Below are 20,573 nucleotides of genomic sequence, written 5' to 3'. Positions count from 1 at the left end.
CACGCAGGCGAGCGTGCCGCCGGTCAGGCGATGGGGAAGTCGAAATACGTGTCCGGGTACGGCTCGTCTTTCAGCGTGTAGTGCCACCACTCGCACTCGTACGAGCTGAAGCCGCTGGACGTCATGATGGTGCACAGGTCGTGGCGGTTCCCGGCCTCGATCGGGCCGATTCCCTTGGCCCCGTGATGTGAGGCGGAGTCCATCAGGTCGTGGTCGCCGCCCATGGCGGCGAGTTCGCCGGTGGCGAGGTGATAGAGCGTCAGGTCGACGGTGCTGCCGCGGCTGTGACCTGATTTGGCGGCCACATATCCCTTTTCGAACATCTCGGCCCGGTCGATGTTCGGGTAGTGCCGCCGCTTCGTCCGGCCGTCTTCCGGCTGCTGCGGCCAGCGCACAAAGCAGTCGACCGCGCGTTGCGGGCGGTAGCCGTCCCACAGGAGCAGGCCGAAGCCGAGGTCCCGGGCCCTGTCGCGCGCGCTCTCCAGGGCCGCGCACAGCGTCCGGGTGCCGACGATCCGGTTGACCAGGTAGCCGTCCACCGGCTTGCCGGTGAAGTTGTCCCAGGTGGCGTACTTGGCGTCCCAACGTATCCCGGACGCGAAATCGTCGACGAAGACGAAGTCGTCGTTCATCGGCGCTTCCCGGTCAATGCCAACGCGACCAACTGGTCGAGGACTTCGCCGAGCGGCAAGCCGGCGGCCGCCATCATTCTCGGATAGCGGCTGTAGGAGGTCAGACCGGGCAGGGTGTTGACCTCGTTGAGGACCACTTCTCCGTCACCCGTGAGGAACATGTCCACGCGGGCCAGCCCCCGGCAGCCCAACGCGCGGTACACCGACTTCGCGGCCTCCTGGACCCGCGCTCGCGACTCCGCCGAGACATCGGCGGGCACGATTGCGACGGAGTTCTCGGAGCCAGTCTCCGGCGCGTCCTCCTGATGGATCCGGAAGAATCCGCCGGACAGCGCGATGTGGTCCAACTCGCCTGCCGTCAGGTCCTGTTCGTTGCCCAGAATGGCACACCCTATCTCGCGGCCGGCGACGGCCTCCTCGACCAGCACCTTCGCGTCGTATCGTCGTGCCGTTTCCACCGCAGTCGGCAGTTCTGCGCTGCGGGACACCTTGCTGACCCCGAAGGACGACCCGGAACGAGCCGGCTTCACGAAGACCGGATAGGAGAGCCGGTCGGGATCGATCGTGTCGTTTTCCGTGACGGTCCAGAAGTTCGGTGTGGCGATTCCGGCGGCGCGCGCGACGAGGTAGGTCAGGGACTTGTCCATGGCGAGGGCCGAGCTTTGCACGTCGCAGCCCACATAGGGAATGCCGGACAGCTCGAAGAGGCCTTGTATCGCGCCGTCTTCGCCGAGCTTGCCGTGCAGCACGGGCAACAGGACGTCCAACGGGACCGATGTGTATTTCCCCTGCGTCAACACGAGCAGTCCGCGTACGCCCCGGTCCGGCGACAGCACCGCCGGGCGGCAACTTCCGCTCTCCCAGTGGGCGGTGGGGCCGTCACAGAGTTTCCAGACGCCGTCCCTGGTGATCCCGACATAGAAAGGTTCGTACTTTTCCGGGTCGAGGTGACTGGCCACCTCCTGCGCGGACTTCACGGAGACGGGATGCTCTTCGGAGTGACCGCCGAATATGATGCCGATTTTCAGCCTAGCCATGCCGGTTCCTGCTTTCGAATTCCAGGCAGTTGACGAGGGAATTTTTGACGGTGTCGCGCAGGGCGCGGTCCGTGTAGTACGCGGTGTGCGGGCTGATCAGCACGTTCGGCAGCTCCTGCAGCCGCAGCAGGGACTTGCTCTCGACGGCTCTGTCCCGCCAATCGGCGTAGAAGATCCCTTCCTCGCCTTCGAGGACGTCCAGCGCCGCACCGCCCAGTCGGCCGCTCTCCAGCGCCGGTATCAGGGCCTCGGTGTCGATCAGCGCACCGCGTCCGGTGTTGACGACGATCGCGCCGGGCTTCATCCGCTCGATCCGTCGGCGATCGAGGAGGTGGTGGGTGGCCGCGGTCAGCGGTGTATGGAGAGTCACCACGTCGCTGCGCCGGACCAACTCGTCGAGCGGAACGTAGTCGACATCGCTCTTGGGGCGGCTGTCGCAGGCCAGCATTCGGCAGCCGAAGCCGCGCAGCCGGTCGACGACCGCCGAGCCGATGCGCCCTGTTCCGATCACCCCGACGGTGAGGTCCCGCAGCTCTTTGCCGCGTACGTCGTTCAGCCGGTAGTCGTGGAGGTCCATACGGCGCACGACGGATTGCGCGTCGCGTATCGCCATCAGTATCAGCATCAGCGTGTAGTCGGCCACGCTGTCCGGCGAATAGGCGACATTCTCCACGGTAATGCCGGCGCTTTCCGCGTACGTCAGGTCGATGTGGTTGTATCCGATGCTTCTGGTGGAAAGATAGGTCACGCCGACCCTGCTGAGCGCAACCAGCGTGGGATTGCTGATCCGAGTCTTGTGACCCACGCTGATGCAGCGGTTTCCGCGGGCCAGCCCGACGTTGGCTTCGGACACCGCGGCGGCGGTGATCGTCGGCGTCACACCGAGGCGGGGCGCCATATCTCGGAACAGGGCCGACTCGTCCTGCCCGCAGCCGTACACGGTGATTCCCGTGGTCGGGGCCGCAGAAGAGAGCAAGGGCACCGGCGATCGCGTGCGGCGGGCCGGTGGGCAAGCTGATTCGCGGTACGTCATGCGTTCATTCAAGGCGGCACGGTGTTGTCGCAGCGTATGCGCATTTCGATATGCCGACGATAGGTTGCGCACAGGTCATGCCTGGGTGGATTTCCTGCCGAACGGTGGGTACTTTCCGGTAGCTTGTCGTCCGCATATCGAAACGCGCATACGCTCCGGCAACATCACCCCGCATTGGCTGGAGGCATGACCAACAGCGAATCAGCCTCCGTCGACGTCCACCACGTCGGCCCGCGCCCGTGCGCCGGCCTCCACCTGGCCCGGGCGTGATCCCGCTCAGCCTCGGCGAGATCGCCGAAGTCGTCGGCGGGACGGTCGCGGGCGACCGCGCCGTGACAGTGACCGCGCCGGCCGTGCTCGATGGCCGGCAAGCCGAACCAGGCGGCCTCTTCGTCGCCTTCGCCGGCGAGCACGTCGACGGCCACCGGTTCGCCGAGCAGGCGTCCCGGGCCGGCGCGGCCGCCGTGCTCGGCTCCCGGCCCACGCCGCTGCCCACCGTCGTCGTCGAAGACGTCCGGGCCGCACTGCAGGCCCTCGCTGCACACGTCGTGGCCCGGCTGCGGCGCGGGCTGACCGTTGCCGCACTGACCGGCTCGCAGGGCAAGACCGGCACCAAGGACCTGTTGGGGTCCGTGCTTTCCGGCACCGCGCCCACGGTCGCCACGATCGGCTCGCTCAACAACGAACTCGGCGTGCCGCTCACCATGCTGCGCGCCGACGAGGCCACCCGGTTCCTCGCTCTGGAGATGGGCGCCCGCCACGTCGGCGACATCGCCGCGCTCACCGGCCTGGTCGCGCCCGACATCGCCGTCGTCCTCAACGTCGGCCAGGCCCACCTCGGCGAGTTCGGCTCGCGCGCGGCCATCGCCAGGACCAAGGGCGAGTTGGTGCGCGGCCTGGCGCCAGGCGGCACAGCGGTCCTCAACGCCGACGATCCCCGGGTGGTTGCGATGCGCTCGCTCACCGACGGCCCCGTATTGACCTTCGGCCGGACGGAGTGCGCCGACGTGCGGGTGCTCGATCTGGCGCTGGACCGGCTCGGCCGGCCGTCCTTCAGGCTGCGAACCGCTGCCGCCTCGGTACCCGTCGCGCTGCCGCTCGTGGGTGCCCACCAGGCACTGAACGCGTCGGCCGCCGCGGCGGCGGGACTGGCGGCCGGCGTACCCCTCGACGTGGCCGCCGCCGCGCTGGCCACCGCCGCGCTGTCGAAGTGGCGCCTGGAGCTGCGCGATCTCGCCGGCGGCGCGACCCTGCTCGACGACTCCTACAACGCCAACCCCGACTCGACCCGCGCCGCCCTGGACGCGCTGGCGGCGGTCGAGGGCGGCCGCCGCATCGCCGTCCTCGGCGAGATGCGCGAACTCGGCGACACCGGCGAGGCCGAGCACCGCGCCGTGGGAGAGTACGCCGCCGCCCGGGCCGACCTGGTGGCCGCGGTCGGCGAAGCCGCCCGGCCTATCGCCGAGGGCGCGGGGAAGCGCGGGGTGGTACTCGCCGACAACGGCGCGGCCGCCGACTGGCTCCGCGGTCTGCTCGCCGCCGGCGATGTGGTGCTCGTCAAGGCCTCCCGAGGCGCAAACCTGGACGAAGTCGCGGCCGCGCTCGTGTAGTTCGCACTCATCGGCCGCGATTCCGCATGTGATGCCGCATGTAGAGCTCAAAGGCCCGGTAGACCGTCGGCCGCAGCGGCAGGTCCCACTCGCCGGTGTAGCGCACCGCCTGACCGCCGGCGCCCGCCTTGAACTGGATCAGCCCGACGTGCGGGTCGTCGGCGTCGAGGGTGGGGGTGATGCCGCGCAGGTCGTACACGTCGCAGCCGACCGCCAGCGAATCGCGGATCATCGCCCATTGGCAGGCGTTGGAACCGCGCACCTCGCGCTTCTCGGTGGCGGAGGCGCCGTAGGCGTACCACGCATGCGCGCCGACGCGGACCAGGATGGCGGCGGCGACCAAGTCGCCCTGGTGGCGCGCCAGGTAGAGCCTGATCCGCTCGGGGTCCTCGGCGCTCAGCGCCGCGAACATGCCCTCGAAGTAGCGCAGCGGCCGCGGCGTGAAGCGGTCGCGCTCGGCGGTGTGCACGTAGAGGTCGTGGAAGGCCTTGAGGTCCTGGCCGAGGTCCTCGCCGAGGTTTTCGCCGACGGTGACCTCGACGCCCTCCTTGGCCGCCTTCCTGATGTTGCGGCGCCAGAGTTGGTTCATGCCTCCGAGCAGGTCGTCCTCCGTCCGGCCGACCAGCGGGATCTCGTACTTGAACTGCGGATGCCCCGTCCCGAAGCCGTCCTGCGGGCTCTGCAGCAGCCACCCGGCGTCCCTGAGCCGCCCGGTCACGCGGGCACCGACCGGGCCGGTCGGCCCGCCGGACAGGTCGGTGAGCCGCTCGACGCCCGGATCGGCGAGGCCCTCCTTGACCTGGGCGGCGCTCCACGTGTGCGTGCGCACCGGCGGACCGAGCCGGATCGCGAACGCGCCCTGTGCCTTGAGGTAGGCCGCCAGCGGATCGAGCCACACGTCGAGCTCGCCGGTCCAGTCGATGTCCGGACCCTCCGGCAGGTACGCCAGCGTGAAGCGCCGGAGCCGCGGCACCGGGCGGTGCAGGACGAGTCCGGCGCCGACCAGCCGCCCACCGTCGAACCAACCGAGGGACTCGCTGCGCCACTCGGTCTTGACGCCGCCCCAGGCCGGGGTCTGCAGGAAACTGACCGACCGCTGCGCCCGCACGTACGCCAAGTGCTCGGCGGCGCTGATCGGCCTGACGGTCGGACGCACACCCGTAACCCCCCGGTAGTCGGCGGTTCGGCGGACAGGTCCGGTCTCCTCCAGCGCGCGAAGCGACGCCAGAGACCGGGCCGCTGCTCGTGCTGCTTCACGGTAGGACATGCCTCCAGTCAAGGCTGCGCGGTGTTGCCGTCCCGTATGGCGATTTCGATACGCCGGCAATATGCGGCGGCTCGTAGCCTGGCGACATGCGCGTGTTGATCCTCGAGGACGAGCTCTATCTGGCCGAGGCCATCCGGGATGGCCTGCGCCTGGAGGCGATCGCCGCGGACATCGCCGGTGACGGCGACACCGCCCTGGAACTGCTGAGCACCAACACCTACGACATCGCCGTCCTGGACCGCGACGTCCCCGGACCGTCCGGCGACGAGATCGCCGAACGCATCGTCGCCTCCGGCAGCGGCATGCCGATCCTCATGCTCACCGCCGCCGACCGCCTCGACGACAAGGCCTCCGGGTTCGGGCTCGGTGCCGACGACTACCTCACCAAACCGTTCGAACTCCGGGAAGTCGTCCTCCGGCTCCGAGCACTCGACCGCAGGCGTGCCCACCACAGGCCCCCCGTCCGCGAGATCGCGGGCCTGCGGTTGGACTCGTTCCGCAGACAGGTCCACCGGGACGGCCACTATGTGGCGCTGACCAGGAAGCAGTTCGCCGTACTCGAAGTCCTCGTAGCCGCCGAAGGTGGTGTGGTCAGTGCCGAAGACCTCCTCGAACGTGCTTGGGACGCCAACGCCGACCCGTTCACCAACGCCGTACGCATCACCGTCTCGGCACTGCGCAAGCGGCTCGGCGAACCCGGGATCATCGCCACCGTGGCCGGCGCCGGGTACCGCATCGACACCCGATCGGAGGGCAGTCGGCAAGGAAGAGAGCGTGCCTAGACGGCCCGGGGCGAGCGTCCGCCTCAAGTTCACCCTCAGCTACGCCGGATTCATCGTGCTGGCCGGCCTGCTGCTGCTCGCGGCGGTGTGGGTGTTCCTGCTGCGCTACGTCCCCGACCGCGCCATGCTCATCGTTCCCGACGACGACTTCGGCAACGGCAGCGTCTTCCCCGTCCGGTCGCGCCTCCTGGAGGTGTTCGCGCCGAGGGCGGCGGCGGTGCTGGCGTTCCTGCTGCTGTTCGGCCTCGCGGGCGGGTGGTTCCTCGCCGGCCGGATGCTCGCCCCGCTGACCCGCATCACCGACGCCACCCGCCGGGTCTCGACCGGATCGCTCGCCCACCGCATCCGCCTCGAAGGCAGCGAGGACGAGTTCCGCGAACTCGCCGACGCCTTCGACGCCATGCTGGCCCGGCTCGAAGCACACGCCATCGAACAACAGCGGTTCGTGGCCAACGCCTCGCACGAACTGCGCACCCCGCTGGCGATCTCGAAGACGCTCATCGACGTGGCCCGCACCGATCCGCACGGCGACACCCACGAGGTCATCGACCGCCTCCACACCGTCAACACCCGGGCGATCGACCTCATCGAGGCGCTGCTCCTGCTCGGCCGCGCCGGTCAGCGGTCGTTCACCCGGGAATCCGTCGACCTGTCCCTCCTGGTGGAAGAAGCCACCGAGACACTGCTCCCGCTCGCGGAGAAGAACGACGTCGCCCTCGAGACCGGAGGCGACTTCGCCGCCACGCTCGGATCACCGGCGCTTCTGCTGCAGCTGACCACGAACCTCGTGCACAACGCGATCGTCCACAACCTGCCCGCACAAGGGACCGTGTGGGTCGACACCAGCGTCCGTGCCAAGACCGTGGTGCTCACCGTCGAGAACACCGGCGAGAAGATCAGCCCGCAGCTGGCCTCGACACTCACCGAACCGTTCCAGCGCGGCAGCGAACGCGTGAGCACCGACCATGCGGGTGTGGGCCTCGGCCTGGCAATCGTCAACACCATCACCCGAGCACACGACGGGACGCTCACCCTCACCCCCCGCGCCTCGGGCGGGATCCGGGTCACGGTCGAACTACCCGCGACAGCCCAGCACATCGACGGCTGACGGTGAGGATGCGCCCGCAGACCACCCACCTCACCCGACCCGCCGCACGCGCCGCAGTCCTCGCCATCCAGGACGCCATGGAGCATGTCCGGGCCGGCTCCGCAGCATGTCGCCGTTGGTAGGCTCGCCGGGCTTGAACGATGTCGCTGCGGGGAACTCCGACGACGACAAGGCGCAACCGACCGGCACCGGCGCTGCCGCATCCTCCGCGTCGACCGGTGGGAACGCCGCTCCCGCGTCCGGCGGAGGGAACGCGCCGACGTCGGCCCAGCCTGCGAAGGTGCTGGCCGGACCGGTACGCGTCATCCTCACCGAGGACGCCGGCAACGTCGACCTGGACCCTCGCCCAGCCCGGGGAGAAGGGCGCGGATGCATGGATCGGGTTCAACCTCCCGGACCTGACACTCAACCATGCGGGCGAGGTCATCGCGCTTGTGCCGGCCGAGGGCCCCGAGCCGACCCGCGACGACTGCGCGCAGGCCATCGCCAAACGCGGCTCCGAGAGCAGCGGCAAGTTGGCCCAGGGCATGCGCGTGTGCATCCAGACCGAGGAAGGCCACACCGCCTACCTGCGCATCAGCGCCGCCCCCACCCGCAAAGCGGTTACCTTCGAGGCCACCGTCTGGGAGTGACCCGCAAGCCGGCGCAGGACGAGGTGCAGCTGCGCATCGGACACTCGGCCGCCACCCTGGTCGAGAGGGTCCAGGCCGGCCATGAAGCCGGCCCGGCGACCCGGCGAACCTTCCCAGTCACAGCACTAGTGCGACGTCGGCCCGTGGTGGTGGATCGTCTGGGAGCCCTGGGCGACCGCGTTGACGGTGCCGCTCCCCCTGGCGGTGTTGTGCTGCACGATGCGCGGCGCCTGCCGCGGCACGCCCGATTCCGCAAGGTCGCCCCGACCGCCCCGTTCCTGTCCCCGACAACGAATATAGGTTCGGGCCAACGGAGTTCGTGGCCGATCGAGCACACTGCCCCACACCGAACGGGCTTTCCAGGGACCGCAGGCATGCGCGAGGCCAGGCACCTGAAGGTGCCTGGCCTCATGCAATTCGGGGTGCGGGTCGGGCCGGGTCAGTGCGCGCCGGTGGTGTTGAGGACGACGACGCCGCCGACGATCATGGCGATGCCCAGCACCGTGGGCAGGTTGACGGCCTGGTGCAGGAACAGCACGCCGATGACCACGATGAGGGCGGTGCCCACACCGGACCAGATGGCGTATCCGATGCCCACGTGCAGCCCTTGCTGGAGTGCTTTGGCGAGCAGGTAGAACGAGGCGCCGTAGCAGACCAGGCAGACCACGGACGGAAGCGGCCGCGAGAAGCCTTCGGTGGATTTGAGGAGGCTGGTCGCGAGCACTTCGACCACGATGGCGAAGGACAAGAACACATACGGCATAGGGGAGTTCGCTTTCCGGGGCGGCGTCAGCGGCGGCGGTCCTGGACCTTGGTGCGGAACAGCCAGAGTGCGACGGCCGACGCCAACACGGCCAGGGCGATGCCGAGTTCCTTGTAGCCGCCGTAGCCGGTGATCTTGAAGCCGGTGGCGCCGACCACGAGGATCACCGCGAGCAGCGCTGCGAGCAGCCAGGCGAACGGGACGAAGAAGCCGGGCAGCCGGATCGGCCGGGCCAGGTCGGGGCGGTCCCGGCGCAGCATCGCGAAGCCGGAGATGGCCAGGATGTGGGTCAGGATGTAGCCCAGGTTGCCGGTGACCACGATCGCCAGCGGGGTCTTGAGGAACACCAGGGCCAGGATGTTGATCACCAGGGCGACGGTGAGGGCCCGGGCCGGGACGCCGCGCTTGTTGAGCACGCCGACCTGCTTGATCGTGGTGCCTTCCTTGCCCATGTTGTAGAGGACCCGGGAGCCGTCCGCCAGGCCGGTGATCATGATGAGCAGCAGCGAGGCGATGAGGAACACGACCATCAGGTCCGCCGCGCCGCCGACCAGGTCGTTGAACGCGCCGACGTAGAAGGTGGTCGGGTCCTCGGCGATGCGCTCCTCGCCGAGGTAGCCGGACAGGGACAGCGGCAGCAGGATGAACACGCCGAGCGAGAAGAGCACGCCGGCCCGCAGTGCACGCGAGGTGTCGCGGACGGTGTCCTTGTACTCGGGGGCGAAGGTCGCGCAGACCTCGACGCCGAAGGACGTCCACGCCATCACGTACAGCCATACCAGCGACTCGCGCAGGCCGCTCGCGCCGTGCAGGTTCCAGTGCAGGCCGCTCGCGCTCCAGTCGCCGCTGAAGAACGGCACGACCAGGAAGACGGCGAGCGGGACCAGCAGCATGCCGCCGGTGACGTAGACGACCCACATCGCGACGTGCAGGCCGAACATGGCCGCCGCGAAGAGCAGGAACACGATGCCGATGCCCACCGCGATCGGGAAGGTGACGGTCGCCGGGCCGAGCTCCCACGACCAGTCCTGGCCGGGGAACCACTGGGCCTGGACGAGGGAGCCGATGATACCCGCGTACACGGACAGTGCCGTGGTCCATGCGAACCAGTAGCCGATGCTGGCGAGCGGTCCGACCCAGGGTGCGCGGGTCTTCCAGCCTTCGGTGGCGTAGTGCGCGATGCCGCCGGAGGACTCCGGGAACATCGCGGCCATCTCGGAGTAGATCCAGTTGGCGCCGGTGGCCAGGACCATCGATATGGCCCACAGAGCGATCGCTCCCCAGGCGCCCAGACCCCCGATGGACGCGCCGAGTGAGGCGATGAGTGCGGCCGGCATGGCCAGGGACATGGCGAAGCCGTCGTACCAGCGCATCTTCTTGGCCAGCGCGGGCGGCTCCTGGGGAGTGGCCGGCGGCGGCGGGGATGCGGAGGAGATCTGGGCGGACATGTGCGTGCCCTTCGAGCGAAGTAGCGGTGACGGGGATCCGAGGGGTCCCGTTATAGGCGCGGCAAATTGACCCTGTCAACGGTTCGCTCTGCTGATTCGGCAAATGAGACCTCTCTGAGTTGTTGATTCGTAGGTATTGACAGCTTCAACTTGCTGGGGAGAGTCTGAGGGCATCGCGCAGCCGCCTGCCGCGGCCGGCCCCGTCCGAGAGGTTTCCCATGAGCACCACGAGCCCCGCCCAGTACCAGCTCTTCGTCGACGGTGCCTACGTGGACGGCACCGGGCCGGACTCGTACGAGGTCCGCAGCCCCGCCACCGGCGAGGTGGTCGGCACGATCCCGCTGCCGTCCGCCGCCGACCTGGACGCCGCCGTCAAGGCCGCCAACGAGGCCCAGGCCAAGTGGGCCCGCGTCAACGTCTGGGAGCGCGCCAAGGTCTGCCACCGCATCGGCGACGAGCTCGCCAAGCGCGTCGACGAGCTGGCCCGCCTCCAGACGCTCGAGCAGGGCAAGCCGCTGGCCGAGTCGGTCGCCGACATCGAGGAGGCCGCGCAGCTGTTCCACCTGCACGCGGAGGACGCGGTCCGGCTGCACGGCGAGACCATGCCGTCCACGATCGGCAACAAGCGCATGTTCACGTACCACGCGCCGGTCGGCACCTGGGGCATCATCACGCCCTGGAACTTCCCGCTGCTGATGCTCGCCGAGTTCGTCGCCCCGGGCCTCGCGACCGGCAACGCGCACGTCGTGAAGCCCCCGGCCAACACGCCGCTGACCGTCCTGCGCGCCATGGAGGCGTTCGTCGCCGCCGGCCTGCCCGAGGGCCTGGTCAACATCGTGGCGGGCGAAGGCGCCACCGGCGACGCACTGGTACGCCACGACGGCATCGACGCGATCGGCTTCATCGGCTCGTCCGCGACCGGCGCCAAGATCCAGGCCGCCGCGGGCCTCAAGCGCTCCATCATGGAGTGCTCCGGCAACGGCCCTCTCGTCGTGCTCGCCGATGCCGACCTCGACGCCGCCGCGAAGGCCGCCGTCTACGGCGCGCAGCTCTGTTCCGGCCAGGTCTGCTGCGCGACCGAGCGCGTCGTCGTGCACCAGGACGCGCACGACGGGTTCGTGGAGGCCGTGCTGCGCGCCGCCGCCGACGTCGTGCTCGGCGACCCCTTCGCCGGCACCACCAACCTCGGCCCGCTCAACAACGAGGGCGTCGCCGCAAAGATGGACCGCCACATGGCCGACGCCCGCGAGCGCGGCGCGCAGATCCTCGTCGGCGGCGGCCGCCGCAGCGGCCAGCCCACCGACCTCTACTACGAGTTCACCGTCATCGACGACGTCCCGGTCGACAGCCTGGTCTCGCGCGAGGAGTCGTTCGGACCGGTCGTCCCGATCATCACCGGCGCCAACGACGACGAACTGCTGCGCATCGCCAACGACGACAAGCTCGGCCTGCAGGGCGCGGTGTTCACCCAGAACATGACGGCGGCCTTCCGCTTCATGGAGGAGATGGCGGTCGGCCAGGTCGTCGTCAACGACAGCACCTGCTTCTGGGACATCAACATGCCGTTCGGCGGCGCCGGCAACCGCGGCACCGGCTGGGGCCGTATCGGCGGCAAGCACACCCTGCTCGACATGTCCGACCTGCGTACCGGCGTCATCAGCCTGTGAGGCGAACCCGGTTGCCGCGCAACAGAGTTCCGTATCCCGGAGTTCCGCCGCGCGGCAGCCGGGTCCCGGCGGCGCCCGACCGGTCTCCCCTGTCCGGTCGGGCGCCCACCGACAGCTGACCGCGCCCGCCGCTACGCGCCCGCTCCGCCGTGCGCACGTACCGCCCAGCAGCCAAGGAACCGCCCATGAGCGTCGACACTGTCGCCCGCCCCGTACGCGACGCCCACCGCAGTGCGCTCCGCGCCACCTCCACCGCGCCTTACTGGCTCGACCGCCCCGAGCATCCCGAGGCGCTCCCCCGGCTCACCGCCGACACCACCGCCGACCTCGTCGTGGTGGGCGGCGGCTACACCGGACTGTGGACCGCGCTGCTGGCCAAGCAGCGCGACCCGGGCCGCGACGTCCTCGTGCTGGAGGCGGGCACCTGCGGGCATGCGGCGAGCGGCCGCAACGGCGGGTTCTGCTCGCCGAGCCTGACGCACGGGCTCGCCAACGGCGCCGCCCGCTGGCCGGACGAGATCGCCACCCTGCAGCGGCTCGGCAGCGCCAACCTCGACGCCTTCGAACGCGACCTCGACACGCACGGCGTCGACTGCGGCTTCGCCCGCACCGGCAAGGTCTCCGTCGCGGCGACCCCCTGGCAGGCCGACGCCCTGCGCGAAGCCGCCGCCCTCGGTGAGCGGCACGGCGATAAGGCCACGCTCCTCGACCGCGACGAACTCCGCGACTGGGTCGACTCCCCGCTGTGGAGCGCCGGTCTCTGGCAGCCCGACTACGTCCTGCTCGACCCGGCCCGCCTGGTGTGGGGGCTGCGCGCCGCATGCCTGGCCGCAGGCGTCCGCATCGCCGAGCGCACCGAGGTCACCGCGCTCGATGCGAAGGGACCCGACCGCGTCCGGCTGGCCACTGCGTACGCCGAAGTCACCGCCCGCCAGGTCGCGTTGGCCACCAACATCTTCCCGCCGCTCCTCAAGCGGCTCAAGCTGAGCATGGTGCCGGTCTACGACTACGCGCTGACCACCGAGCCGCTGACGGACGATCAGCTCGCCGCCGTGGGCTGGACCGGCGACCACGGCATCACCGATGCCGGAAACCAGTTCCACTACCTGCGCAAGACCGACGACAACCGCATCCTGTGGGGCGGCTACGACGCCATCTACCCGTTCGGCGGCCGCGTCGACGAGGCCCTGACGCAGCGCCCGGCCACCTTCGACGTGCTGGCCGAACAATTCGCCGAGACCTTCCCGGCCCTGGCCGGCGTCTCCTTCTCCCATGCGTGGGGCGGCGTCATCGACTCGACCACCCGGTTCTGCATGTTCGCCGGCACCGCGGCCGCCGGACGGGTCGGCTACGCCCTCGGCTTCACCGGACTCGGCGTCGGCGCAACCCGGTTCGGCGCCGAGGTCGTGCTCGACCTGCTCGACGGCCGCGAGACCGAGCGCACCCGGCTCGAGATGATCCGCCGCAAGCCGCTGCCTTTCCCGCCCGAACCGGCGCGCTACCTGGGCATCCAGGCGACCCGCTGGTCGATGGCCCGCGAAGACCTGCACGGACGCCGCAACCTGTGGCTCCGTACGCTGGACCGCCTGGGCCTGGGCTTCGACTCCTGACACCGCACGAAACCATGAACGGGGAGACGCGTCAGAACATGGACGACCAGCATCCGGCGACGCCGGGAGCTTCGGCGCTCCGCAGCGCACGAGTCGCCGCGGGACCGCTCGACGACATCGACCGGCGCATCATCGCCGCCCTCCAGGCCGACGGACGCCGCGCCTACAGCCAGATAGCCGAAGACCTCGGCATCCCGGCCTCGTCCGTGCGCTACCGCGTACAACGCCTCGAGGAAACCGGGGTACTGCAGATCGTCGGCATCGCCAACCCGCTGACCATCGGGTTCGACCGGCTGGCGATGATCGGCATGCGCGTCCGCCCCGGCACGGCCCACCAAGTGTGCTGCGAGCTGCGCGAATTGCCGGAGACCTCGTACGTCGTCATGACCGCCGGGCAGTACGACGTCATGGTCGAGGTGATCTGCCGGGACACCAGCCACTTCACCGACCTGCTCAACCGCCGCCTGCACCTGATCGACGGAGTGGTGTCCACCGACTCCTTCTTCGTCCTCGAAGTGCACAAGCTCGCGTACGGCTGGGGCGTCGGCGGCGTCGAGACCGGGCTGCTCGACACCCCCGGCGCGCACGGCAACGGCGCGCTGGACCAACGGCCGGCGCGCTGACGCATCGCCTCCGGCCGGACCGCGCAATTCTGCGGAAAACTGCCCCGGACCGCAGTCCTGCCGGCGAAGTGGTTCCGGCAGGACCGCGTGTCGATGTCAGGGATCAGGTGACCCGATTGTCGTTGATGAAGGTCTTGTAGCCGCCGGTGCCCGCCGCGGCGCCGATGAAGCTGAGGCCGATCTGCACGTTCTCCTGGAGGTCGTACACGCCGCCGTTGCCGGCGCTGCGCGTGACGCAGGAACCGTAGCCCCCGGTGACTGTCATCTGGTACCCCGGGCCGTACGGTTCGGCGACGTCCACCCAGGCCGAGTAGCCGTTGGCGGCCGAGTCGCAGACGGAGATGACGTCCCCGTTCTCCTTGACGTAGACCGTGACGCCGGAGGCGATGTACCTGTGGTCCCACGTGGTGGGGACCGGGTCCGGGGCGGCCGAGGCGGTCGGCGCGGCTATGGCGCTCAGCGCTGCCAGGGCCGCGGCCCCGAACAGGCCGCCGACGACGCGATGCGCGCGCCGGGAGCGCTTGGTGGTGGGGCTTGTGGTGATGCGGGGCATACGTGTCCTCTCGCAGGTCGGTCAACTGCGGTCACCGTAGAACCCATGATCACGCTGGGGTGCCGCGCTGGCGTGATGTGGATGACGCACGGCTCCCTTTGACCCGAATTGCGGTTATACCAGAGCCGGTTGCCCTCGATAATCCGTCAGGTCCCGAGGCGAGCGGATGCGCGAATTGGCCTGATGCGGCTGATCGAACCGGGCACCCGGCGCGGTCGCGACCGCGGTCGCCACGGCCGGCGGATCGAACGAGCCCTCGGAAGCCGCGACGTCGCCGACCGTGGCTCCGGTTCAGGTTCCGTGACGAAGCATCGATGGCGCGACGGGGTGCGCGGGCGATGGCGCACCCCGCCGTATGTGCCCGCGCTCGGATCGGTGTCCTGACACCCCATCAGCCCGTCGCGGGTGCTGATAACGCGAAGCGTTCACCCTTTTTGCGCGAGCCGGGGAAGCCGCACAGGCAACGCAATGACCGGGTCCCTACATTGTCGCCAGCAACGCCCGACACCACAGCTGGAGAGCCCATGAACCACGCCGCTCCCCTCCGCGCCGACTCCCCGCCGGCCCGAGGCGTCAGCCGGATCAGCGGCGTGACCACCGCCCGCGCCGCCGGACAAGCGTTCGCAAGCTTCGTCGGCAACAACCAGAGCTGAACCCGGACGGCACCGGTCGGCCACGAGCGGCCGAACGGCGCGATGACGATACGCGTCTGCCCGAACCGGCTACGTGGATCACCAAGTGCCCCGTATTCATTGCCCGTTCCCCTTGGCGCCGATGACCGCACGACGCGAATCGCCGCCACCTGCCGGACCGCACAGCCGCGGCCCTGGGCGTCGAGACCAACGGTCTGCCGATCTTCTTCCCCAGGGAAACGGGACGACGCATCCCCTCGGCGGACCACACCGACGGAAGACCCCTCCATCTCCTGCCCTGACCTGCTGCGCCTCGTCGCGTGCCCGTGTTCGGGCCACGCGGGACACGGTCGGCGGACGCTGAGGGTTCCCACATTCATGAGCAATTTGCGCGCCCTGTGCGCGCCTGCGTCGGACCAGGAGGCAGCCGAATGAGCTATGTCGCAGCAAACCCGAACGTCGGGTCCGGCTACGCCTCCGCCGACCCGGCGACGCCGACTGGCTCCGCGACGGGAGACGTACCCAGGAGAGTGCCAAGCGTCGCCGTCCCGACGGGACGGCCCGAGGCATGCGGTGGCTGGCCGCCCGAGGCCCGCGCACTGTGCGGTCACTTGCGTGAACTCACCGACGAGGCCGGAGAGTTGGTGTACGGCCTCGACGACTCGCTGCCGGACCTCGTCGGGGCTTGGATCGCCTCGCTGCGTTCCGACCGGACCCGCCATGCCTACGCACGCGCGTTCGTGGTCTGGGAGGAGTACGTCCGGGCACGCGGCGTCCACCCGCTGCGGGTCGACTTCCCGCTCGCCGACTCCTTCGCCGGTCATCTGAAGACCGCGCGGTCCCTCAAGCAGGTCGGCGGAGGCGGGAACTCGGGCGCCCCTGCCCGATACGCACCCGTCGGCCCCCCGTACCAGCCGACCACGCAGACAGCCCTGCTCTCCGGAGTCAGATCGTTCTACGTCCGCGTGGTCCGCCGCCAGGGCCTCGCAGTAAGCCCGTTCGCGTTCGCCGAGCTGCTCGCGGTGTCCCCGCTCGGTTGCGGAGGCGGCAATCCGCCTTCCGAAACCGCGCTGCTGATCCAAACCGCCCGCCAGTACTCGCGGCGCGCGTTTGCGCTCTGCACGATGCTGTACCTGATCCGCCCTCGCATGGGCGAACTGCTCGCCCGCGACGTGGAGCATCTCGGCTACGACCGAGGGCACCACACCCTGCCGTTCACGGCCCAGGACGGCCGCACCCGACCGGTCCCGATACCGCCGCTCGCCTGGCACGCGCTGGACCTCTATCTCGGCGGCCGCAATTCCGGCCCGTTGTTCATGATGCACAACCGGCGCCGCGTCACCGAGGACGTGGCACGGAAATGCCTCCGCGACATCGCCATGCGCGCCGAACTGCCGGACCGACCAGACATGTTCGCTGCTCCGGCCAACAGATACCCGGACCTTGCCGATCGTGCCGTGGGCCCCGAGGCAGCGACGGGAAGGCAGGAAGCGATCGGTGAATCATCGATGCGAAGACCATGAGCGCCATCGGATCCCAGCAACTCCGCGCCTTCGCGAAACGGCGCGCCCCCTGCTTGCAACGGGTCGAAACCCGTTGACCGGTGCGCAAGCCGCTGTCCGCGTACGCGGGTGCTTCGGGCAGCTGATCGCAGCGGCCGGGCAGGCAGGTGCGGGAACGGTCTCCCGTTGCCGGCCTGCCTGCCCGGCGGCATCCCGCCAACGCACGGACCACGGAGAGAACGTCATGCTCGAAGTCCCCGCACCGCACGAACCGGGCTCGCCCAGCCCTTCAGCCGGCAGCAAGCCGCGGCCCCGGGGCCCCCTGCCCGAGACCGTTCTGGAGGCTCTGAGCGGCTCCGGCGGAAGCCTGGAGGCCACCTGCGCCTTGCTGGACACCGTATTCGAGACGCGGATGCTGCAGGTCTTCGAGGTGGTCAGGGCCGTGCGCGCGCAAGCCGCGGCGGAGCCGCTCGGGGCACCGGATGACGCATGGGCGTACCTCGAGGCCGCCCAACGGGCCGAACCCGGTGCTGTGCGGGGCCTGTTCCTGCATCCGCAGACGGGTCTGTGGGCCGCTCAACTGCTGCGCCGCCTGGCAGAACCGACCTCGGACGCGTCGGATGCCGGGCGCCCGCCGCTCTGGGTCGAGGCCGGCTACCTGAGCCAGTTGGCGGTGTCTGCGATGCTCCGCGCGAACCTGGAGGGCACACTGACGGTGCCGTTGCGGAAGGGCACGGTGGTCCTGCCCGGTCTCGGACGCCTCCGGCTCGGCAGTTCGGCAGCGGATTGGGACCGCGCCGTCGCCGACGTGCACGACGGCCGCATCATGCTCCGGCACGGGAACGTCACGGTCCCCGTTCCCGCGGACCCGACGGCGCAGACCGACGCGTGGGAGCCGACGCGCATCCTGCGCGTCGAAGCCAAGGGCGGGGCCGTCTCGATCGGCATCGGTGTCGAGGTCGACGATCTGGGCCCCTGGGGATTCGGCGACGGCGCGGATCCGGTCGACCGCCTGGACACGCCTGCGGCCGCACGCTGGCAACGCACCCTGCAGGGCGCCTGGAGTGTTCTGGTCCGCGACCATTTCGAAACCGCTCCCGCCATCGGCTTCGGCGTACTGACCGTGATGCCCCTGCCCCGCGCCGAATACCTGCGGCCGCGCAGCGCCTCGACCTCCGACGCCTTCGGATGCGTCCTGATGTCCGAGCCCGAGGGATGGGACGAGGAATCCCGGGCCGTCCAGGCCGCGGTGACCCTCGTTCACGAGATGCGCCATTCGCTGCTGAACGGCCTGCTCGCGCTGACCCCGCTCGTCGAGGACCACGACGGACTCTTCCACGCGCCCTGGCGCGATGACCCGCGACCGCTGACCGGCATACTCCACGGCGCCTACTCGTTCTCCGCCGTCACCCGCTTCTGGCGCGAACAGCTCACGCGCGAAACGGCTTCCACACCCGAACACCTCTTGGCGGCATTCGAGTTCGCCCTGTGGCACCGGCAGACCTCACAGGTCGCCGGCCGTCTGGCCGCGAACCTCCATCTCGCCCCCCAGGGCCGGTCCCTGGTCGCGGGCCTGCGGCGCGACCTCGCCAGTTGGGACATGCGGGACGTCCCCGAAGCCGCGGCGCGCATGGCCGCACTCGCGGCCCGGTTCCACGCATCGGGATGGCGCGCACACCACACGCGGGTCGATCCCGCGTTGGCATCCGCGTACGCCGACGCCTGGGAGGCCGGCGGCCCGGCCTCCCCGCAGGGGACCTACCTGTCCCGCATCAGCCCTGATCCTCAGGCATGCGGACTGGACGCCCTCGGATACGCCGCCCGCCATCTGATCGTCTCGTCCGCCCTTCACCAGCAAGGACGCCCCGCCCCGGCCGACCCGGACGACCTGCACGCGGCCGACGTGGCGCTCCTGAGCGGCGACGAGGAGGCCGTCGACTTGTACGCGTACGAACTCGCCGAGCCCGGCGCCCGGCCGGCGGCCTGGGCCGGACTGGGACTCGCCTTGCAAGAGCGCGGGCGTCCCCAGGATGCTCCGGCCGCGGCGGCGCTGCTCGACCGCCCCGAACTCGCCCTCTCCGTCGCGGAACTCCTCCGCCGGCGCCGCGGCCGGATGCCCATCCCGCTCGCACTCGCCCGCTGGATGACCGACGCCGGCCCGCGTGCCTGATCGCCCCCGAAGCGCGCCCGGGCAGCCGTCCGCCCCCGAAGAATCCCACGTGAACGCCGCCCCTCCCACGGCGATCAACTCCCCCTCTACCAAAAAGGATTCGTCATCATGCCCAGTGAGCACGCACTGCCCAGCAGAAGAACCTTCGGCCGGCGGGCGGTGGGCCTGGGCGCCGCGGCCGGCGCCGGCGCGGTGGCCGTCGCGGCGACCCAGTGGTCGGCCGACGCGGACACCGCGGGGTCCACGTATGCCGTCAACGTGCGCGACCACGGCGCCAAGGGCGACGGCAAGACCGACGACTCGGACGCCATCCGCGCCGCCGTGACGGCGGCGATCGCCGGACGCGTGGGCGGGGCCGCGCAGAAGGAGGTGTACTTCCCGCCAGGCAACTACAAGGTGACGAAGAAGGACACCTTGATGTGGTCGCCGACCGGCGGCAGCGCGGACCAGATCTTCGGCCTCCGGTTCCGCGGCGCGGGACCGCGCGTGACCAACATCGACTTCGCGACGACGTTCGGTGCGAACCCCGACCCGAGGGAGAACAACCTGATCACCGCCGCGGTGCGGCTGCGGTACACGTACTTCCTGGACATGAGCTTCCGCTCGACCAACCCGAACAACCGCTTCGCGTACCTGTGGTCGCGCGACGGCGACGACACCGCGCTGCACTACCCCCAGTACGGGGTCGGCCAGAACCAGTACTTCGTGTACCAGAACGTCGAGTGGCGCGGCGTGTGGGACCGGGTCATCGGCCTCGACGGCGACAAGCAGGCCAACAACAACAGCGAGCACCACTTCCTGATGTGCTCGACGGACACCCAATCGCGCTACACGGACGCGTTCCTGCACTGCGGCATCACCAACCCAGGTGCGAACTCGCAGCAGAACCAGTTCCTCAACTACTTCATGATGTCCTGCAACTTCGCGCTGGCAGGCGGCGACTTCTTCCGCTTCGACCGGGGCGGTTCCATCAACGTGCTCGGCGGCTCGTGGTCGATGGTCGGCACCGACCCCGCGCGCTACTTCTACATGCCGCTCGGCAACGGGGACATCACCGCGACCCGGCTCAACGTCAACGGTGTGCGCTTCGAACCCAAGCAGAGCCCCGACCAGAGGATCATCGACTGCGGCTGGGGCAACGGCAACGTCACCTTCACGTCCTGCTCCGACATCGCCGCCGTGCAGGTCCCCGGCGCCGCCAACTACAACCTGCACCGCTACACGGGCACGCAGAACCGGATACCGATCGTCCGCTACCAGGACTGCATCCTGGCCGGCTACCACCTGGTCGACAATCCGGGCGCGGCACTCTCCAAGGGCAAGATGATCTACGAGGGCTGCCGGTTCTACCACTCGAACCAGGCACTCGGCCCGGCCTCCGGGACGTCCTTCCTCCGCTACACCGGCCCCACCGGCCGGTACGCCTTCCGCGACTCCTGGGACACCGCCGACATCAGCGGCTGACGTCAGGACCCGACGTAACGGATCGGCTCTGCGCCGCACT

General features: G+C 69.9%; 18 protein-coding genes. 11 read left to right on the top strand and 7 right to left on the bottom strand.

Translation table 11 applies throughout. From position 1 onward, the window contains the following. Positions 1-23 precede the first annotated feature (23 nt). The 3 genes from vanX to LZ495_RS41045 are packed head-to-tail and all read right to left on the bottom strand — an operon-like array spanning position 24 to position 2,702. Positions 24-632, bottom strand: coding sequence for a D-Ala-D-Ala dipeptidase VanX (gene vanX / locus LZ495_RS41055; protein ID WP_235058345.1), 609 nt, complete (start codon positions 630-632; stop codon positions 24-26). After that, positions 629-1,669: a D-alanine--(R)-lactate ligase gene (vanA, locus tag LZ495_RS41050; RefSeq protein ID WP_235058344.1), complete on the bottom strand. Its 1,041-nt coding sequence runs from the start codon at positions 1,667-1,669 to the stop codon at positions 629-631. The genes vanX and vanA overlap by 4 nt, the downstream gene beginning before the upstream one ends. After that, positions 1,662-2,702 (bottom strand): D-isomer specific 2-hydroxyacid dehydrogenase family protein, encoded by a 1,041-nt coding sequence (locus LZ495_RS41045; RefSeq protein ID WP_235058343.1) that lies wholly within the window; start codon positions 2,700-2,702, stop codon positions 1,662-1,664. The genes vanA and LZ495_RS41045 overlap by 8 nt, the downstream gene beginning before the upstream one ends. Before the next feature lie 266 nt (positions 2,703-2,968). Here LZ495_RS41045 and LZ495_RS41040 point away from each other — a divergent pair, with 266 nt between their 5' ends. Further along, positions 2,969-4,312, top strand: a complete 1,344-nt coding sequence (locus LZ495_RS41040; RefSeq protein ID WP_235058342.1) for a UDP-N-acetylmuramoyl-tripeptide--D-alanyl-D-alanine ligase — start codon at positions 2,969-2,971, stop codon at positions 4,310-4,312. A 7-nt stretch (positions 4,313-4,319) separates the two neighbouring features. Here the strand turns inward: LZ495_RS41040 and LZ495_RS41035 are convergent, their stop codons facing one another. Beyond that, positions 4,320-5,468 (bottom strand): lipid II:glycine glycyltransferase FemX, encoded by a 1,149-nt coding sequence (locus LZ495_RS41035; RefSeq protein WP_235058341.1) that lies wholly within the window; start codon positions 5,466-5,468, stop codon positions 4,320-4,322. Between the two features lie 197 nt (positions 5,469-5,665). Between LZ495_RS41035 and LZ495_RS41030 the strand changes: the two genes are divergently transcribed. The 3 genes from LZ495_RS41030 (at position 5,666) to LZ495_RS41020 (ending at position 8,101) form a co-directional block, all read left to right on the top strand. Next, positions 5,666-6,361, top strand: coding sequence for a response regulator transcription factor (locus LZ495_RS41030; RefSeq protein ID WP_235058340.1), 696 nt, complete (start codon positions 5,666-5,668; stop codon positions 6,359-6,361). Beyond that, entirely contained in the window at positions 6,354-7,469 is a 1,116-nt protein-coding gene (locus LZ495_RS41025) for a sensor histidine kinase (protein WP_235058339.1), read from the top strand. The genes LZ495_RS41030 and LZ495_RS41025 overlap by 8 nt, the downstream gene beginning before the upstream one ends. A gap of 434 nt (positions 7,470-7,903) precedes the next feature. After that, the gene (locus LZ495_RS41020) at positions 7,904-8,101 is read left to right on the top strand and encodes a hypothetical protein (protein ID WP_235058338.1); all 198 of its coding nucleotides are present in this window, start codon (positions 7,904-7,906) and stop codon (positions 8,099-8,101) included. A 439-nt stretch (positions 8,102-8,540) separates the two neighbouring features. Here the strand turns inward: LZ495_RS41020 and LZ495_RS41015 are convergent, their stop codons facing one another. Both LZ495_RS41015 and LZ495_RS41010 read right to left on the bottom strand, forming a co-directional pair. Continuing rightward, positions 8,541-8,864 carry a DMT family transporter gene (locus LZ495_RS41015; RefSeq protein ID WP_235058337.1) on the bottom strand — a complete coding sequence of 108 codons (324 nt, stop codon included), beginning with the start codon at positions 8,862-8,864 and terminating at the stop codon, positions 8,541-8,543. Positions 8,865-8,890: 26 nt separating this feature from the next. Next, on the bottom strand, positions 8,891-10,312 hold the full coding sequence (locus LZ495_RS41010; RefSeq protein WP_235058336.1) for an APC family permease: 1,422 nt from the start codon (positions 10,310-10,312) through the stop codon (positions 8,891-8,893). Positions 10,313-10,530: 218 nt separating this feature from the next. Here LZ495_RS41010 and LZ495_RS41005 point away from each other — a divergent pair, with 218 nt between their 5' ends. From LZ495_RS41005 to LZ495_RS40995, 3 genes are all read left to right on the top strand, one after another. Then, the gene (locus LZ495_RS41005; protein WP_235058335.1) at positions 10,531-11,979 is read left to right on the top strand and encodes an aldehyde dehydrogenase family protein; all 1,449 of its coding nucleotides are present in this window, start codon (positions 10,531-10,533) and stop codon (positions 11,977-11,979) included. Positions 11,980-12,164: 185 nt separating this feature from the next. Beyond that, positions 12,165-13,589: an NAD(P)/FAD-dependent oxidoreductase gene (locus LZ495_RS41000; protein WP_235058334.1), complete on the top strand. Its 1,425-nt coding sequence runs from the start codon at positions 12,165-12,167 to the stop codon at positions 13,587-13,589. 38 nt (positions 13,590-13,627) lie between these two features. Further along, on the top strand, positions 13,628-14,212 hold the full coding sequence (locus tag LZ495_RS40995) for an Lrp/AsnC family transcriptional regulator (protein WP_235053065.1): 585 nt from the start codon (positions 13,628-13,630) through the stop codon (positions 14,210-14,212). A gap of 103 nt (positions 14,213-14,315) precedes the next feature. On the opposite strand, the gene LZ495_RS40990 is transcribed toward LZ495_RS40995, so the two are convergent. Then, complete coding sequence (locus LZ495_RS40990; RefSeq protein ID WP_235053066.1) at positions 14,316-14,765, bottom strand: hypothetical protein; 450 nt, start codon at positions 14,763-14,765, stop codon at positions 14,316-14,318. Between the two features lie 524 nt (positions 14,766-15,289). Between LZ495_RS40990 and LZ495_RS44500 the strand changes: the two genes are divergently transcribed. The 4 genes from LZ495_RS44500 to LZ495_RS40975 all read left to right on the top strand — a co-directional run bounded on the left by LZ495_RS44500 (position 15,290) and on the right by LZ495_RS40975 (position 20,533). Beyond that, a complete protein-coding gene (locus LZ495_RS44500; RefSeq protein WP_268822910.1) occupies positions 15,290-15,418 on the top strand; it encodes a hypothetical protein in 129 nt (42 codons plus the stop codon). A gap of 590 nt (positions 15,419-16,008) precedes the next feature. After that, positions 16,009-16,920 carry a site-specific integrase gene (locus LZ495_RS40985; RefSeq protein ID WP_235053067.1) on the top strand — a complete coding sequence of 304 codons (912 nt, stop codon included), beginning with the start codon at positions 16,009-16,011 and terminating at the stop codon, positions 16,918-16,920. 223 nt (positions 16,921-17,143) lie between these two features. Continuing rightward, positions 17,144-19,069 (top strand): HEXXH motif domain-containing protein, encoded by a 1,926-nt coding sequence (locus LZ495_RS40980; protein ID WP_235053068.1) that lies wholly within the window; start codon positions 17,144-17,146, stop codon positions 19,067-19,069. Between the two features lie 108 nt (positions 19,070-19,177). Continuing rightward, complete coding sequence (locus LZ495_RS40975) at positions 19,178-20,533, top strand: glycosyl hydrolase family 28-related protein (protein WP_235053069.1); 1,356 nt, start codon at positions 19,178-19,180, stop codon at positions 20,531-20,533. Positions 20,534-20,573: the final 40 nt, after the last annotated feature.

The organism is Yinghuangia soli (assembly GCF_021502675.1).
In the GTDB taxonomy this organism is placed as follows: domain Bacteria; phylum Actinomycetota; class Actinomycetes; order Streptomycetales; family Streptomycetaceae; genus Yinghuangia; species Yinghuangia soli.
This window is presented reverse-complemented; position numbering and strand designations above follow the sequence as displayed.

Bases quoted from the DNA above. Each gene is read 5' to 3' on its own strand.
- vanA (WP_235058344.1), bottom strand. From the start codon at position 1,669: ATGGCTAGGCTGAAAATCGGCATCATATTCGGCGGTCACTCCGAAGAG.
- LZ495_RS40975 (WP_235053069.1), top strand. From the start codon at position 19,178: ATGCCCAGTGAGCACGCACTGCCCAGCAGAAGAACCTTCGGCCGGCGG.
- vanX (WP_235058345.1), bottom strand. From the start codon at position 632: ATGAACGACGACTTCGTCTTCGTCGACGATTTCGCGTCCGGGATACGT.
- LZ495_RS41010 (WP_235058336.1), bottom strand. From the start codon at position 10,312: ATGTCCGCCCAGATCTCCTCCGCATCCCCGCCGCCGCCGGCCACTCCC.
- LZ495_RS40990 (WP_235053066.1), bottom strand. From the start codon at position 14,765: ATGCCCCGCATCACCACAAGCCCCACCACCAAGCGCTCCCGGCGCGCG.
- LZ495_RS41015 (WP_235058337.1), bottom strand. From the start codon at position 8,864: ATGCCGTATGTGTTCTTGTCCTTCGCCATCGTGGTCGAAGTGCTCGCG.
- LZ495_RS44500 (WP_268822910.1), top strand. From the start codon at position 15,290: ATGAACCACGCCGCTCCCCTCCGCGCCGACTCCCCGCCGGCCCGAGGC.
- LZ495_RS40980 (WP_235053068.1), top strand. From the start codon at position 17,144: ATGCTCGAAGTCCCCGCACCGCACGAACCGGGCTCGCCCAGCCCTTCA.
- LZ495_RS41000 (WP_235058334.1), top strand. From the start codon at position 12,165: ATGAGCGTCGACACTGTCGCCCGCCCCGTACGCGACGCCCACCGCAGT.
- LZ495_RS41045 (WP_235058343.1), bottom strand. From the start codon at position 2,702: ATGACGTACCGCGAATCAGCTTGCCCACCGGCCCGCCGCACGCGATCG.
- LZ495_RS40995 (WP_235053065.1), top strand. From the start codon at position 13,628: ATGGACGACCAGCATCCGGCGACGCCGGGAGCTTCGGCGCTCCGCAGC.
- LZ495_RS41030 (WP_235058340.1), top strand. From the start codon at position 5,666: ATGCGCGTGTTGATCCTCGAGGACGAGCTCTATCTGGCCGAGGCCATC.
- LZ495_RS41005 (WP_235058335.1), top strand. From the start codon at position 10,531: ATGAGCACCACGAGCCCCGCCCAGTACCAGCTCTTCGTCGACGGTGCC.